Source organism: Streptomyces sp. IBSBF 2435 (genome assembly GCF_036815005.1).
Classification (GTDB): Bacteria; Actinomycetota; Actinomycetes; order Streptomycetales; family Streptomycetaceae; genus Actinacidiphila.
Genome location: NZ_JAJSYW010000098.1, coordinates 26,356 through 38,451, shown reverse-complemented (window position 1 = coordinate 38,451; position 12,096 = coordinate 26,356). Strand labels below are relative to the sequence as shown.

14 protein-coding genes are annotated in these 12,096 nt (G+C 73.8%); 7 read left to right on the top strand and 7 right to left on the bottom strand.

Annotation, left to right across the window (positions count from 1 at the left end):
• Window positions 1-587: 587 nt before the first annotated feature.
• Window positions 588-1,211 (top strand): GntR family transcriptional regulator, encoded by a 624-nt coding sequence (locus V7E46_RS19815; protein WP_333769647.1) that lies wholly within the window; start codon window positions 588-590, stop codon window positions 1,209-1,211.
• Window positions 1,212-1,225: 14 nt separating this feature from the next.
• On the top strand, window positions 1,226-1,705 hold the full coding sequence (locus V7E46_RS19810; protein WP_333769646.1) for an OsmC family protein: 480 nt from the start codon (window positions 1,226-1,228) through the stop codon (window positions 1,703-1,705).
• On the opposite strand, the gene V7E46_RS19805 is transcribed toward V7E46_RS19810, so the two are convergent.
• The 3 genes from V7E46_RS19805 to V7E46_RS19795 all read right to left on the bottom strand — a co-directional run bounded on the left by V7E46_RS19805 (window position 1,695) and on the right by V7E46_RS19795 (window position 3,913).
• Entirely contained in the window at window positions 1,695-2,300 is a 606-nt protein-coding gene (locus V7E46_RS19805; RefSeq protein WP_333769645.1) for a hypothetical protein, read from the bottom strand. The genes V7E46_RS19810 and V7E46_RS19805 overlap by 11 nt on opposite strands.
• 90 nt (window positions 2,301-2,390) lie before the next feature.
• A complete protein-coding gene (locus tag V7E46_RS19800) occupies window positions 2,391-3,311 on the bottom strand; it encodes a GlxA family transcriptional regulator (RefSeq protein ID WP_333769644.1) in 921 nt (306 codons plus the stop codon).
• Window positions 3,308-3,913, bottom strand: coding sequence for a cysteine hydrolase family protein (locus tag V7E46_RS19795; protein WP_333769643.1), 606 nt, complete (start codon window positions 3,911-3,913; stop codon window positions 3,308-3,310). Before V7E46_RS19795 ends, V7E46_RS19800 begins: the two co-directional genes overlap by 4 nt.
• Before the next feature lie 297 nt (window positions 3,914-4,210).
• Here V7E46_RS19795 and nirB point away from each other — a divergent pair, with 297 nt between their 5' ends.
• Together nirB and nirD are read left to right on the top strand one after the other, a co-directional pair.
• Window positions 4,211-6,739 (top strand): nitrite reductase large subunit NirB, encoded by a 2,529-nt coding sequence (gene nirB, locus V7E46_RS19790; RefSeq protein ID WP_333769652.1) that lies wholly within the window; start codon window positions 4,211-4,213, stop codon window positions 6,737-6,739.
• A complete protein-coding gene (gene nirD / locus V7E46_RS19785; protein WP_333769642.1) occupies window positions 6,736-7,113 on the top strand; it encodes a nitrite reductase small subunit NirD in 378 nt (125 codons plus the stop codon). Before nirB ends, nirD begins: the two co-directional genes overlap by 4 nt.
• 115 nt (window positions 7,114-7,228) lie before the next feature.
• Here the strand turns inward: nirD and V7E46_RS19780 are convergent, their stop codons facing one another.
• Window positions 7,229-8,287: a LacI family DNA-binding transcriptional regulator gene (locus V7E46_RS19780; protein ID WP_329179146.1), complete on the bottom strand. Its 1,059-nt coding sequence runs from the start codon at window positions 8,285-8,287 to the stop codon at window positions 7,229-7,231.
• 317 nt (window positions 8,288-8,604) lie between these two features.
• Between V7E46_RS19780 and V7E46_RS19775 the strand changes: the two genes are divergently transcribed.
• Entirely contained in the window at window positions 8,605-9,324 is a 720-nt protein-coding gene (locus tag V7E46_RS19775) for a DUF4230 domain-containing protein (protein ID WP_329179145.1), read from the top strand.
• Window positions 9,325-9,568: 244 nt separating this feature from the next.
• Here V7E46_RS19775 and V7E46_RS19770 read toward each other — a convergent pair whose 3' ends face one another.
• The 3 genes from V7E46_RS19770 to V7E46_RS19760 are packed head-to-tail and all read right to left on the bottom strand — an operon-like array spanning window position 9,569 to window position 11,200.
• Entirely contained in the window at window positions 9,569-10,420 is an 852-nt protein-coding gene (locus tag V7E46_RS19770; RefSeq protein ID WP_329179143.1) for a helix-turn-helix domain-containing protein, read from the bottom strand.
• Between the two features lie 20 nt (window positions 10,421-10,440).
• On the bottom strand, window positions 10,441-10,968 hold the full coding sequence (locus tag V7E46_RS19765) for a DUF6879 family protein (RefSeq protein ID WP_333769641.1): 528 nt from the start codon (window positions 10,966-10,968) through the stop codon (window positions 10,441-10,443).
• The gene (locus V7E46_RS19760) at window positions 10,943-11,200 is read right to left on the bottom strand and encodes a hypothetical protein (protein ID WP_329179139.1); all 258 of its coding nucleotides are present in this window, start codon (window positions 11,198-11,200) and stop codon (window positions 10,943-10,945) included. The genes V7E46_RS19765 and V7E46_RS19760 overlap by 26 nt, the downstream gene beginning before the upstream one ends.
• A gap of 267 nt (window positions 11,201-11,467) precedes the next feature.
• Here V7E46_RS19760 and V7E46_RS19755 point away from each other — a divergent pair, with 267 nt between their 5' ends.
• Window positions 11,468-11,722, top strand: a complete 255-nt coding sequence (locus tag V7E46_RS19755; RefSeq protein ID WP_329179137.1) for a hypothetical protein — start codon at window positions 11,468-11,470, stop codon at window positions 11,720-11,722.
• Window positions 11,719-11,970 (top strand): DUF7848 domain-containing protein, encoded by a 252-nt coding sequence (locus V7E46_RS19750; RefSeq protein ID WP_329179135.1) that lies wholly within the window; start codon window positions 11,719-11,721, stop codon window positions 11,968-11,970. The genes V7E46_RS19755 and V7E46_RS19750 overlap by 4 nt, the downstream gene beginning before the upstream one ends.
• The last annotated feature ends 126 nt before the right edge of the window (window positions 11,971-12,096 follow it).

Here is a 12,096-nt window from a genome sequence, read left to right as displayed (position 1 = left end):
GCCCCCGGGACCCCCGCATAGCCGCTGCGCTGGCTCCGACCCCCTGACCCGCGCCCTGCCGCGGGCCTCGCCCCCTTTCCCCTTGCGGTGCCACCGCTTTTGCGCCGGCGCCGGCTTGGGGGTGGGTGCCGCTCGCGGTGGCCTGCACAGTTGGGGTGCGTTTCGGCTGGCCGCGCGGTTCCCCGCGCCCCTGAGGGGCTGCCCCTTCCTGTTGCGTGCACAGTGCCGCCGCACTGTGGTTGCCCGCGCAGCTCCCCGCGCCCCTGGGTGACGTGCCCTCTGCGCAAAAGGAACCGAGCCGCACAGGGCCGCAGGGAACTGCGGCGCGCAAGCACGACGGCGCCGCGGGCGAACACGCACCGCAAGCGGCAACCCCCAGGGGCGCGGGAACTGCGCGACAAGCCACGACGAACCGTCGTGTGGAGACGGAGAGCCACCACGCCAAAGCACCGCAGCCAGGCCGCGCACCGCACGGGGCAGTCGCCCGGGGCGCCCGGGGGGAGGAGCGGCACGAGGCGGCCGGGCGGCAGGAGAGGCGCCGCCTCGCATGCGTTGCATGCAATGCATACAGCTCGTACGCTGCCGGCGTGCAGCAAACGGATACAGCCCACGCGCGGCTGCGCGAAATGATCGTGGCGGGCGCATACGCGCCCGGGGACCGGCTGACCGAGGCAGAGGTCGCCGGCACGCTGGCGATGAGCCGGACACCCGTCAGAGAAGCCCTGCGCAGCCTCATCGCGGACGGCCTGGTGACCAGCGCGGACGGCCGCGGCGTCGTGGTCGCGGCGCTGGACCCGGCCGCGCTGCGGGACACCTACCGGGTGCGGGCGGCACTGGAAGCGCTGACCGCGGAACTGGCCGCGGAACGCCAGGCCGCAGGCCTGATCGCCCCGGCCGAGCTGACCGCGCTCGCGGCGGACGCGGCCCTGACCGAGGAGGCCACCTCGGAGGGCCGCCTCGCCGAGGCGGTCGCGTACAACCGCCGCTTCCACCAGCGCGTCACGGCCCTGGCCGCGAACGCCCCGGCGCAGGCCGCCCTGGACCGGCTCTGGGACCGGATCGTGGTCTCCACGCGCGCCTCTCTCGACCCGCCGCACCGCCCGGCGCAGGTGAACGGCCAGCACCGTGAGCTGCTGGCCGCGATCACCGAGGGCAGGGCGGCGGACGCCGCCGGCATCGCCCGGCGGCACGTACTCGACACCTGCGGCTGAAAGGACCCGCCACCATGGCGTCAGCGAATGTGCACAGTTACCGCACCGACCTGGTGTGGACCGGCAACCTCGGCTCGGGCACCGACAGTTACCGCTCCTACGAGCGCGCCCACGAGGTGTCCGCGCCCGGCGTCCCGGTGCTGCTCGGGTCGTCGGACCCGGCCTTCCGGGGGGACGCGAGCCGCTGGAATCCCGAACTGCTGCTGCTCGCCGCCCTGTCGCAGTGCCACCTGCTGGCGTATCTGCACCTGTGCGCGGTGAACGGCGTGACGGTGACGGGCTATACCGACCAGGCCGCCGGCACGATGACGCAGACCCCGGACGGCGGCGGCCACTTCACCGAGGCGGTGCTGCGCCCGGCGGTCGAGGTCGCCGACGCGGCCATGGCGGAGAAGGCCGCCGCGCTGCACACGGACGCGCACCGGCTGTGCTTCATCGCGAACTCGGTCAACTTCCCCGTGCTGCACGAGCCGACGGTGGATGTCAGCCGGTAGACGTCGACCAGGCCGCGCCGCCGGGGATGTCGAACTCCTCGTCGGGCCACAGCCGTACGGCCTCGGCGGCTGCCGCGCGGATGGCGGTGCCGTCGAATTCCACGCTGCCGCCGGGGGTGCCGGGCTCCGGCCAGCCGCCGGTCAGCGTGACCGGGCCGTCCGGCGGCAGCGGGTGCACCCAGTAGCGGGACTCCCACAGTTCGGGGCCGCCGTTGCCGGCGAGCAGCAGCAGGGTGATCCCGTCGGGGCCGGTCCGCACCACGCTGGCGGGCACCGGCGGTCCGGGGTGCTTGACCACGCTGCTGCCGTTGCCGAAGGCGACCTCCAGCCGCAGCAGCGACGCGTCGGTGCTCTCGGGCGCGTCGGGCCGGTTCGGGCCGCGGACCGCCCGCAGGACGAAGTCGAAGCCGTTCGGGTACGCCCGGACCCCGCCGATCCAGACCGCGATCTCGTCGGTGCGGATCATGACGGCGTCGCCCGGCACGGACACCGGCAGGGTGTACGTCGGCTGCTGCCAGTGCGCCCGCGGCTGCCGGTGGTACGGGCCGCGGGGCGGGGGCGTCCCGGGCACGTCGCCCGGGTCACGGATCTCCATCCGCCCAGGGTGGCACCGCCGGCCGCCCGCCGGCCCGGAGCGCGCTCTCCCACTTTCAGACCGCCGGGCTCCCGGGTGCGCACCGGGGCGTCAGCCCGCCTGGCTCCCCGTGCGGGCCCGCAGCCTGCGCAGCATCCGCGCGTCCTGGAAGCCGACCGCCCGCGCGGCGGACTCCACGGTGGTGCCGTGGCCGATCAGGTGCTCGGCCCGCTCGATCCGCAGTTCCTGCTGGTAGCGCAGCGGGGTGAGCCCGGTCGCCGCGGTGAAGCGGCGGGTGAGGGTGCGTTCGCTCAGGCCCGTCGCGGTGGCGAGGTCGGCGAGGGCGAGGCGGTCGCCGTAGCGGGCGTCGATGAGGTCCTGGGCGCGGTGGACGGCGTCGCTGACGTGGCCGCGGTGCCGGAGCATGGCGCTGGCCTGCTGCTCGTCGCCGTTGCGGCGGGCGTAGACGACCATCTGGCGGGCGACGCGCGCCGCGGCGCCCGGTCCGTGCCGGACGGCGACCAGGTGCAGCGCGAGGTCGATGCCGCTGGCGATGCCCGCGGAGGTGACGACCCGGCCGTCGACGACATAGAGGACGTCGCGTACGACGGTGGCCCGGGGGTAGCGGCGGGCCAGTTCGTCCTGGACGTCGTGGTGGGTGGTGCAGCGGCGGCCGTCGAGCAGGCCGGCGCGGCCCAGCGCGTCGGCCCCGGCGCAGACGCTGGCGACGGTGCCGCCCGCCGCGTGGTGGGCGCGCAGCCAGTCGAGGGTGGCCGGGGCCAGCGGCCCGGTGCCGCGCAGGGTGTGCGAGCGCCAGCCGGGGACGACGACCAGGTCGTCGGCGCCGAGTGCGGGCAGCGCCCTCTCGGCGCGCAGGGTGATGCCCTGGGCGGTGGGTACGTCCTCCTGCTCGGCCACGTAGCGCAGGGTGTGGCCGAGGCCGTGGTCGGCCGCGGTGGAGAACACCTGGGCCGGCCCGGCGAGGTCGAGCAGGTGCAGTCGCGGGACGAGCAGGAAGACCACCCGGGTCACGATCCGGTCAGCTCCTTGACGGTGGTGACGGTGGCGAAGCGACCCGCCAGCGCGTATTCGGTACGGGCGATGATCTCGGCGGGCAGCAGCGTACGCGGGTCGGCCAGCACCTCGGCGAGCGGGCGGTCCGCTGGCGCGTCGCGGTGCGCGATGGGCTCGGTGGCGGTGGCGTCGCTGACGAAGGTGACGTCGTAGCCGAGGTCGGAGCCGAGCCGGGTGGTGGTCTCGACGCACTGCTCGGTGCGGATGCCGCAGGTGATCAGGCCGCGGATGCCGTGCTCGGTGAGGATCTGCTGGAGGTTGGTGGTGGTGAAGGCGTTGTGCGAGGTCTTGGTGAGCACCGGTTCGCCGGCCGCGGGCGTGAGGCCGTCGATCGGCCGGACGTGGCCGAGCGCCGGGTCGAAGACGGTGGCGGAGCCGGCTTCCGCGTGCAGCACCCACACCACCAGGTGGCCGTGCAGCCTGGCGTAGTCGACCAGCAGGCCGACCTTGTCGGCGACGTCGGGGTCGGAGGCGGCCTGCCAGCTCTCCCGCTGCCGGAAGGACTCCTGGACGTCGATGACGAGCAGGGCGGTGGTGGAGGTGTCCGTGGTCGGTGTCATACCAGCGATCCTGCTCGGTCGTCGCCCGTGCCACCAGACACGATCGTGTCCCGGTACGGAACGATCCGGTCAGCTGCCGCGGCCCGGCTCACAGTTCAGCGCTGCCGGGGATGAGCGCACCGTTCCCTTCGGGTAACGGCGGGGATGCGGGTGGGAAACAGCCGCGGCGCAGGCTCCTGCCACGGCCGACGACGGAGGTTTCTGAGCATGGCTGTCACCACGGCTGCGAGCCGCACCACCGCAGACCCCGCCACGAGGGACCGCACGGACCGCACCATCGTGCTCGTCGGCCACGGGATGGTCGGGCAGCGCTTCCTCGAAGCCCTCGCCGACCACGGGGTGACCCGGCGCGCGCGGGTGGTCGTGCTGTGCGAGGAGCCGCGCCCGGCGTACGACCGGGTGCACCTGACCTCGTACTTCTCCGAGAATGCCAGTCCCGAGGACCTGTCGATGGTCGAGGCCGGCTTCATGTCCCGGCACGGGATCGAGCTGTACGTGGGCGACCCGGCGGTCGCGGTGGACCGCGCCTCCCGTACGGTGACCGCCCGCTCCGGGCTGGTGGTGGGCTACGACACGCTGGTGCTGGCCACCGGCTCGTACCCGTTCGTGCCGCCGGTGCCGGGCAGGGACGCGGCGGGCTGCTTCGTCTACCGCACCATCGAGGACCTGCTGGCGATCGAGGCGTACGCGCGGGGCGTGACGAGCGGTGCCGTGGTCGGCGGCGGGCTGCTGGGGCTTGAGGCGGCGGGCGCGCTCAGGGGGCTCGGCCTGGACACGCACGTGGTGGAGTTCGCGCCGCGGCTGATGCCGGCGCAGGTGGACGACGGCGGCGGCGAGGCGCTGCGGCGCGGTGTCGAGGGCCTCGGCGTGCGCGTGCGCACCGGTGTCGGCACCCGGGAGATCACGGTCGGCGGCGACGGCCGGGTCACCGGAATGGCGCTGTCGGACGGTTCGGTGCTGGCCGCCGGCATGGTGGTCTTCTCGGCCGGCGTACGGCCGCGCGACGACCTGGCGCGGGCCTGCGGGCTGCCGGTCGGCGAGCGCGGCGGGATCGTGGTGGACGAGCAGTGCCGTACGCGGGACCCGGCGGTCTTCGCGATCGGCGAGTGCGCGCTCGCCGCCGACGGCCGGGTCTACGGCCTGGTCGCGCCGGGCAACGAGATGGCCGAGACCGCCGCGCGGACCCTCGCGGGCTCTCCCGCGGCCTTCACCGGCGCCGACCTGTCCACCAGGCTCAAGCTGCTCGGGGTGGACGTGGCGAGCTTCGGCGACGCGCACGGCGCCACCGGCGGCAGCCTGGACATCCGCTACTCCGACGCCCGCTCGGGGATCTACCGCAAGCTGGTGGTCGGCGCCGACGGCACCCTGCTGGGCGGCGTCCTGGTCGGCGACGTCGAATCGTACGGTGTGCTGCGGCCGTTGACGGGCTCGGTGCCGCCGGTGGCGCCCGAGCACCTGGTACTGCCGGCCGGCGCGGGCGCGCCGGCCGCGCTCGGCCCGGCGGCGCTGCCCGACGAGGCGGTGATCTGCAGCTGCCACAACGTGGCCAAGGGCGTGATCCGCGGCGCGGTCACCGACCACGGCTGCGGCAGCGCCGCCGAGGTGAAGAAGCACACCAAGGCGGGTTCGGGCTGCGGCAGTTGCGCCAAGGTGCTGGGTCAGCTGGTGACCGCGGAGCTGGCGGCGAACGGCGTCGAGGTGGACCGGGGCCTGTGCCCGCACTTCGCGCAGAGCAGGGCCGAGCTGTACGAGGTGGTACTCGCGCTGCGGATCTCCTCCTACCGCGAACTGCTGGACGCCCACGGCCGGGAGAGCGCGCGCGGCGGCGACGGCTGCGAGATCTGCAAGCCGGCCGTCGCCTCGGTCCTGGCCTCACTCGCCGCCACGGTCGGCGCGAGCGTGCACGTACTGGACGGCGAGCAGGCCGCGTTGCAGGACACCAACGACCACTTCCTGGCCAACATGCAGAAGAACGGCTCCTATTCGGTCGTACCGCGCATCCCCGGCGGTGAGATCACCCCCGAGAAGCTGATCGTGATCGGCGAGGTGGCCCGCGACTTCGGCCTCTACACGAAGATCACCGGCGGCCAGCGGATCGACCTGTTCGGCGCCCGGGTGGAGCAGCTGCCGTCGATCTGGACCCGGTTGGTGGACGCCGGCTTCGAGTCGGGGCACGCCTACGGCAAGGCGCTGCGGACGGTGAAGTCCTGCGTGGGGCAGACCTGGTGCCGCTACGGCGTGCAGGACAGCGTCAGGATGGCGATCGACCTGGAGCTGCGCTACCGGGGGCTGCGCTCGCCGCACAAGCTCAAGTCGGCGGTGTCCGGCTGCGCGCGCGAGTGCGCGGAGGCGCAGAGTAAGGACTTCGGGGTGATCGCGACCGCGAACGGCTGGAATCTGCACGTCGGCGGCAACGGCGGCGCCACCCCCCGGCACGCCGACCTGCTGGCCAAGGACCTGTCCGACGCCGAACTGGTGCGGCTCATCGACCGCTTCCTGATGTTCTACATCCGCACCGCCGAGCCGCTGGAGCGCACCAGTGTGTGGCTCCAGCGGGTTCCTGGCGGCCTCGATCACGTACGCGACGTCGTCGTCCGCGATTCGCTGGGCATCTGCGAGGAGTTGGAGGCCCTGATGGCCGCGCATGTCGCGGGATACCGCGACGAGTGGGCGGACACTCTCGGCGACCCGGAGCGGCTGAGCCGTTTCGTGTCCTTCGTCAACGCGCCGAACACCCCGGACCCCACGGTCCGCTTCGTCCCCGAGCGCGGCCAGATCAAGCCCGAGCCGGTCCTGCTGGCCCTGTCGGAAACGGTGACCGCGTGAGCGACGGCACGCCTACTCCCCCGGCCCCGCCGCTCGGCGGGACGGTCGAACTGCGCACCGGCGAGGCCTGGTTCGCGGTGTGCGCGGCCGGTGAGCTGCTGCCCGGCCGCGGGGTGGCCGCGCTGCTGCCCGACGGACGCCAGGCGGCGCTCTTCCGCGACCGGGCCGGGCGGCTCTACGCGATCGGCAATGTGGACCCCTTCACCGGGGCGGGCGTGCTGTGCCACGGCCTGCTCGGCTCGGTCGGTGACCGGCCCTACGTCGCCTCGCCGCTGCTCAAGCAGCGTTTCGACCTGGCTGACGGGCACTGCCTGGACGACGACGCGGTGACGGTGGCCAGCTATCCGGTACGCATCCGCCCGCCGGCGGCCTGAACGCAGCCCGCGCCAGGCGCGGTCGGCCACGGAACCCGGTCACGGGCGGCGCACGCGGCGGGCCGGGCCGGGGATCGGTCCCCCGGACTCGGCCCCCGATCCGCGCGGCGGCGTGCTACGCACCGGCCGGCGCAGCCGTACTGCTGCGCTCCACCAGCCGGGTCGCCAGGTCCACCCGCAGGGTGCTCGGCTCGCGGCCGCGGCTCAGGTCCAGCACGAGTCGGGCCGCCGCCTCCGCCATCTCCGTCAGCGGCTGCCGCACGGTGGTCAGCGGCGGGCTGATCCAGGTGGCGAGCGGCAGGTCGTCGAAGCCGACCACACTGACGTCGCGCGGGATCGACAGGCCCAGCTCGCGGGCCGCCTCGTACAGGCCGAGCGCCTGGAGGTCGTTGCCGGTGAAGACCGCGGTGGGGCGGTCGGGCCTGCGCAGCAGTTCCAGGCCCGCTGTGTAGCCGGTCTCGTGGTGGAAGGTGCCCGCGACCACCAGGCCGGGGTCGTAGCGCACTCCCGCCGTCTCCAGCGCGGCGCGGTAGCCGTCGATCCTGGCCCGGCTGCACATCATCCCGGCCGGGCCGCCGAGCACGCCGATCCTGGTGTGGCCGAGGTCGAGCAGGTGGCGGGTGGCGGCCAGACCGCCCTGCCAGTTGGTCGCGCCGATCGCGGGCACGTCCTCGCCGGGGTCGCCGGCCGGGTCGAGCACCACGAAGGGGATGTCGCGGCTGATCAACTGCGCCCGCTGCGCCGGGTCGAGCCCGGACAGCACGAGGATCACGCCGGTCGGCCGGCGGGCGAGCACCCCGTCCACCCAGGTCTGGCCCGGGCTGAGCCGGCCCGCGGACTCCGACAGCACCACGCTCAGGCCTTCCTGCCCGGCCACCCGCTCGACGCCCCTGATCACCTCCATCGCCCAGGAGCTGTCCAGTTCGTGGAAGACGAGGTCGAGCAGCGGGGCGGGCTGCATGCTGCCGCGGCGGCGCTGGTAGCCGTGCCGGCGCAGCAGGTCCTCGACCCGGCTGCGGGTGGCCGGGGCCACGTCACCGCGACCGTTGAGCACTTTCGAAACAGTCGGAGCCGAGACTCCGGCGGCCCGGGCGATCTCGGCGAGCGTCGCCGCGCCCTCGCCGGTGGTTCCCGACTGGTCATCGTGCGAAGGCTGGGGAATCGTGGCACTCATGGCAGCGATCGTAGCCCGGCAGGGCGGGGTCCGTCCGCGCCACGACCTCGTAGATCGCCGTCACGGAGACCCAAAAGATTCGGTTACACGGCCGAAATATTCGGGCCCACGGCCCGGCGGGACCCGGTCCGGCCGGACCGCCGCTGCCGCCCCCTCCCCCCCCGGCGGCCGCCCCCCCCCCCGGCGGCCCCCGCGGGGCCCGCCGGGGGCTTCCCGGGTCACATCCCGTCAGGTCAGCCCGCCCGGCAGCGTGTCCAGCGGAATACCAGCCATGCGCGCCGCGATCCCGGGTAGCCGGTTCAGGGAGGAGGTGTGTCATGGCCACGCAGCAATTCGCAGTCAGCCGGATGCCCTGGTGGGCGAAGACGGGAATCGGGATCGTCGTGCTGGGACTGCTGTTCGTCCTGCTCGGCAAGGCGAACCTCTTGCCCGGGCTGCCGAACCCGTTCGCGGAGACGACGAAGGACCGCAGCGGTCCCGTGCTCCTGAAGTCGATCCAGGACATGAACCGCTTCGAAGGCGCGAGCGGCAACTTCGAGGTCGTGGTGGACCTCGACAAGGACGCCAAATACCTGCCCGACATCGTGCACGGCAAGCGCACGCTCTACGTCGGGGCCGGCAGCGTCGACGCCTATGTCGACCTCGGCTCGGTCAAGGAAAACGCGGTGACGGTCTCCGACGACCGCAAGACGGCGTCGGTGCGGCTGCCGCACGCGGCCCTTGAGCGGACCTCGCTGGACACCCAGCACTCCTACGTCGTCTCCCAGGAGCGCGGCTTCTTCGACCGGGTCGGCGACTTCTTCGGCAGTGACACCGGCAACATGCAGAAGCTCAGCGAGCTGGCCGCACAGAAGATCCAGGACGCGGCCAAGCAGACCGAGCTGGCCGGCCGCGCCGAGACCAACACCCGCACGATGCTCCAGGGGCTGCTGACCTCACTGGGCTTCACCACCGTCAACGTGACCTTCGGACCGCCGGCCACGGCGACCCCGACACCGTCGGGTTCCGCCTCGGGCAAGGCGAGCGCGACGCCGTGAGGCCACGGAGCGCGGAGCGCCGGGAGCAGAACGCCGCTCCTCGTACGCGAAGTGCTCCGCCATGGCGTCGGCGAGGACGGCGAGCTGCCTGAGCAGCTCGCCGTCCGGCGTCTGCGCGGCGGCCGGCCGCGGGCGCAGGGCGCGGTGCTCGGCCCGCAGCCGGGCCTGCACCGGGGCCGCCCTGTCCACGCCCTGACCGCCGTGGCAGGGAGCGGCCGGACCCGTACCCCGCCGCCGGCCGCGGTCAGCTCAGCGACTCGATCGCCCGGACGATCAGCGCCCGCGCGTCGGCGCCGTAGACCGCCATGGACCGCAGCTGCTCGAACGCGGCGGTGTACAGGGCGATTTCGGTGGGCTGGGTCACCTTGACGCGGGCCGAGAGCAACTCCACCGACACCAGCGCCTCGTCGTAGATGTGGAAGACCTCCTGCGGCCACACGACGCGCTCGCGCGTGGCGCCGGGGATGACGCCGAGTGACACCGCCGGGAGCGCGCCGGCCGTCAGCAGGTGGCCGAGCTGCGCCGCCATCGCGTTGTGGTCGCCGAGCTGGTAGCGCAGGACGCCTTCCTCGATGAGCAGGACGAAGCGGCGCCCCGGCTCATGGATGATCTGCGAGCGCCGCAGCCGGGCGAGCGCGGCCTCGGCGGAGTCGTCCGGTATGGCCAGGAGCCGGGCGTTCGCGGACAGGAGCGCGCGGGCGTACCCCTCGGTCTGGAGCAGGCCGGGCACCAGGGTCGGCGAGTAGACGCGGAAGAGGCTCGTGGCCCGGTACAGCTCGACGTAGCTGTCCTGGAGCTGCCGCAGCCCGGTGCGGACGCGGCGGCGCCAGTCGGCGTACAGCGACTCGGCGGTACGCGCCTGCGCGATGACGTCGGGGGCCTGGTCGCCCGCGCCGCACGCCTCGCACCACAGGCGGATGTCGCGCGGGGTCGGCGGGGTGCGGGCGTTCTCGATCCGGCTGACCTTGGGGTGCGTCCAGCCGCACCGCCTGGCCAGCTCGGTGCCGGTGATCCCGGCGTCCGCGCGAAGGTCGCGCAGGCGCCTGGCGACGACCTCGCGGGCGGTCTGGGCCGCGGACGACGGCGATACGGGCATCGTACGATGTGGCCTCTCGGCTAGCGGATCGTGTACTGGTCGTGCGGGACCGCCCGGGACCACACCAGCTCGAAGGCGTCGGCGCACAGCTTGGCCACCGTCGGGTCGGTGCTCATCTCCCCGCCGCCGGACACGCCGTCCCCCGCGAAGTGGTTCCACCGGACGACGGCGCTGTCGACCAGCCAGAAGTCGTTACCCGGCAGCGGGATGTCCGACGCCTGCCGGCGCGGCAGCCACCGCACCTGCTCGCCCGCGCCGAGGTTGACGACCGTTCCCGCGTACTCGTAGCGGATGTAGTCGCTGACCGGCTCGCTGACGATCCTCGCCCGGCGGACGACGACGCCGCGGGCGACGGTGCGCCGCACCAGCTCCGTCCAGGGTCTCCAGTAGGCCGAGTCCGGGTCGGTGTCGCGCTCGCCGGTGGCTCTCCAGCGGGCGAAGTCGGCCGCCTCGCTGTTCACCCCGTAGGCGTCGCGCATCTCCAGATGCACGGCGGAGTGCGCGGCGGCGCCCAGCAGCTCGTCAAAGGTGGGCACGATCGAGGACATCGCACGCCTCCCTGACCATGTCGACCATTCTGGCGGGGATACGGATCACGGCCTCGGTCTCCGGGATGCCGACGGCGTGCCCGGGAGCCTCGAAGGCGCCGCACTCGGCGAGCGTGTCCTCGTCGGGCTTCCAGCCCTGGAGCACCAGCTCCCCCTTCTCCTGGTCGACCCAGACCGTCGGGCTCTCGCCGGTTCCGGTGGTGGGGTCGATGCCGACGAACCGTAATGCCATTGCTGCCTCCGACGTCAGGGGTGTTCACGGGTGTACGCCACCGTTGCCCCTGCCGCGACTCCCGGTCAAGGCCGCATCGACGCATCGTCACTTGTCACAGCGTCGTGATGAACATCGGTGAACATCGGTCGCGCCGGTGAACGAAGCATCCCTACCGTCATGGGCAGCACCCGCCCCCGCGCGCCGATGTACGCGGGCGCGTGCAGTAGAGAGCCCCGCGACCGCGCCACGGTCCGGGGGGTGTTCGGCGCCGGAAGGGGCGACGACATGAACGAGAGTACAGACCCCCGACCCGCGGATGGCAGACCGCCGGCGGTGGGCGACCTGGTCGTGGACACCGGCCGCCGCGGCATCCTGGCCCGGGTGATGGCCTGCGACCGCGGACGTTACGCCCTCCGGCCCGCCCGCGGCGGGCTGGAGTGGGACGCCGGCCCGGACCGCGTCAGGCCCGCGACGGCCTCCGACGTGCTCGCCGACCGCATGCGTGCCCAGGGGCTGCTGAGGCCGCAGGACGCACGATGATTCGGCACGTCAACTGGCTGATCACCCGCGATCGGGCCGCGGGCGCGCCCCAGGAACCGCTGTACGAGTTCGAGTGCACGACGTGCTCGACGCTCGACGCGCCGGACGGCGGCGGCTCGCGGTCCCCGGCGTCCGAGGACGTCGCGGACGGGCAGGCCTGGGCGATCAAGCACTCGGCCAAGCACCCGGGGCACACCCATTTCCGCGAGAGCATCACGCGTTTCTGGCGGACGCAAATGCAGAACTGACGCCCCCTCGAACCCCCCGCCGCCGGGCGCCCCCGTACCGGCGGCGGGGTCCTCCGCGCCGGCCCCCCCCCCGGCCCCCCCCCCACCCCCCCCGCGCCGGGGGGGGGCCCCAGCGGGGGCCCGAGG

Bases quoted from the DNA above. Each gene is read 5' to 3' on its own strand.
- V7E46_RS19810 (WP_333769646.1), top strand. From the start codon at position 1,226: ATGGCGTCAGCGAATGTGCACAGTTACCGCACCGACCTGGTGTGGACC.
- V7E46_RS19805 (WP_333769645.1), bottom strand. From the start codon at position 2,300: ATGGAGATCCGTGACCCGGGCGACGTGCCCGGGACGCCCCCGCCCCGC.
- V7E46_RS19795 (WP_333769643.1), bottom strand. From the start codon at position 3,913: ATGACACCGACCACGGACACCTCCACCACCGCCCTGCTCGTCATCGAC.
- nirB (WP_333769652.1), top strand. From the start codon at position 4,211: ATGGTCGGGCAGCGCTTCCTCGAAGCCCTCGCCGACCACGGGGTGACC.
- V7E46_RS19780 (WP_329179146.1), bottom strand. From the start codon at position 8,287: ATGAGTGCCACGATTCCCCAGCCTTCGCACGATGACCAGTCGGGAACC.
- V7E46_RS19775 (WP_329179145.1), top strand. From the start codon at position 8,605: ATGGCCACGCAGCAATTCGCAGTCAGCCGGATGCCCTGGTGGGCGAAG.
- V7E46_RS19770 (WP_329179143.1), bottom strand. From the start codon at position 10,420: ATGCCCGTATCGCCGTCGTCCGCGGCCCAGACCGCCCGCGAGGTCGTC.
- V7E46_RS19765 (WP_333769641.1), bottom strand. From the start codon at position 10,968: ATGTCCTCGATCGTGCCCACCTTTGACGAGCTGCTGGGCGCCGCCGCG.
- V7E46_RS19760 (WP_329179139.1), bottom strand. From the start codon at position 11,200: ATGGCATTACGGTTCGTCGGCATCGACCCCACCACCGGAACCGGCGAG.
- V7E46_RS19755 (WP_329179137.1), top strand. From the start codon at position 11,468: ATGAACGAGAGTACAGACCCCCGACCCGCGGATGGCAGACCGCCGGCG.
- V7E46_RS19750 (WP_329179135.1), top strand. From the start codon at position 11,719: ATGATTCGGCACGTCAACTGGCTGATCACCCGCGATCGGGCCGCGGGC.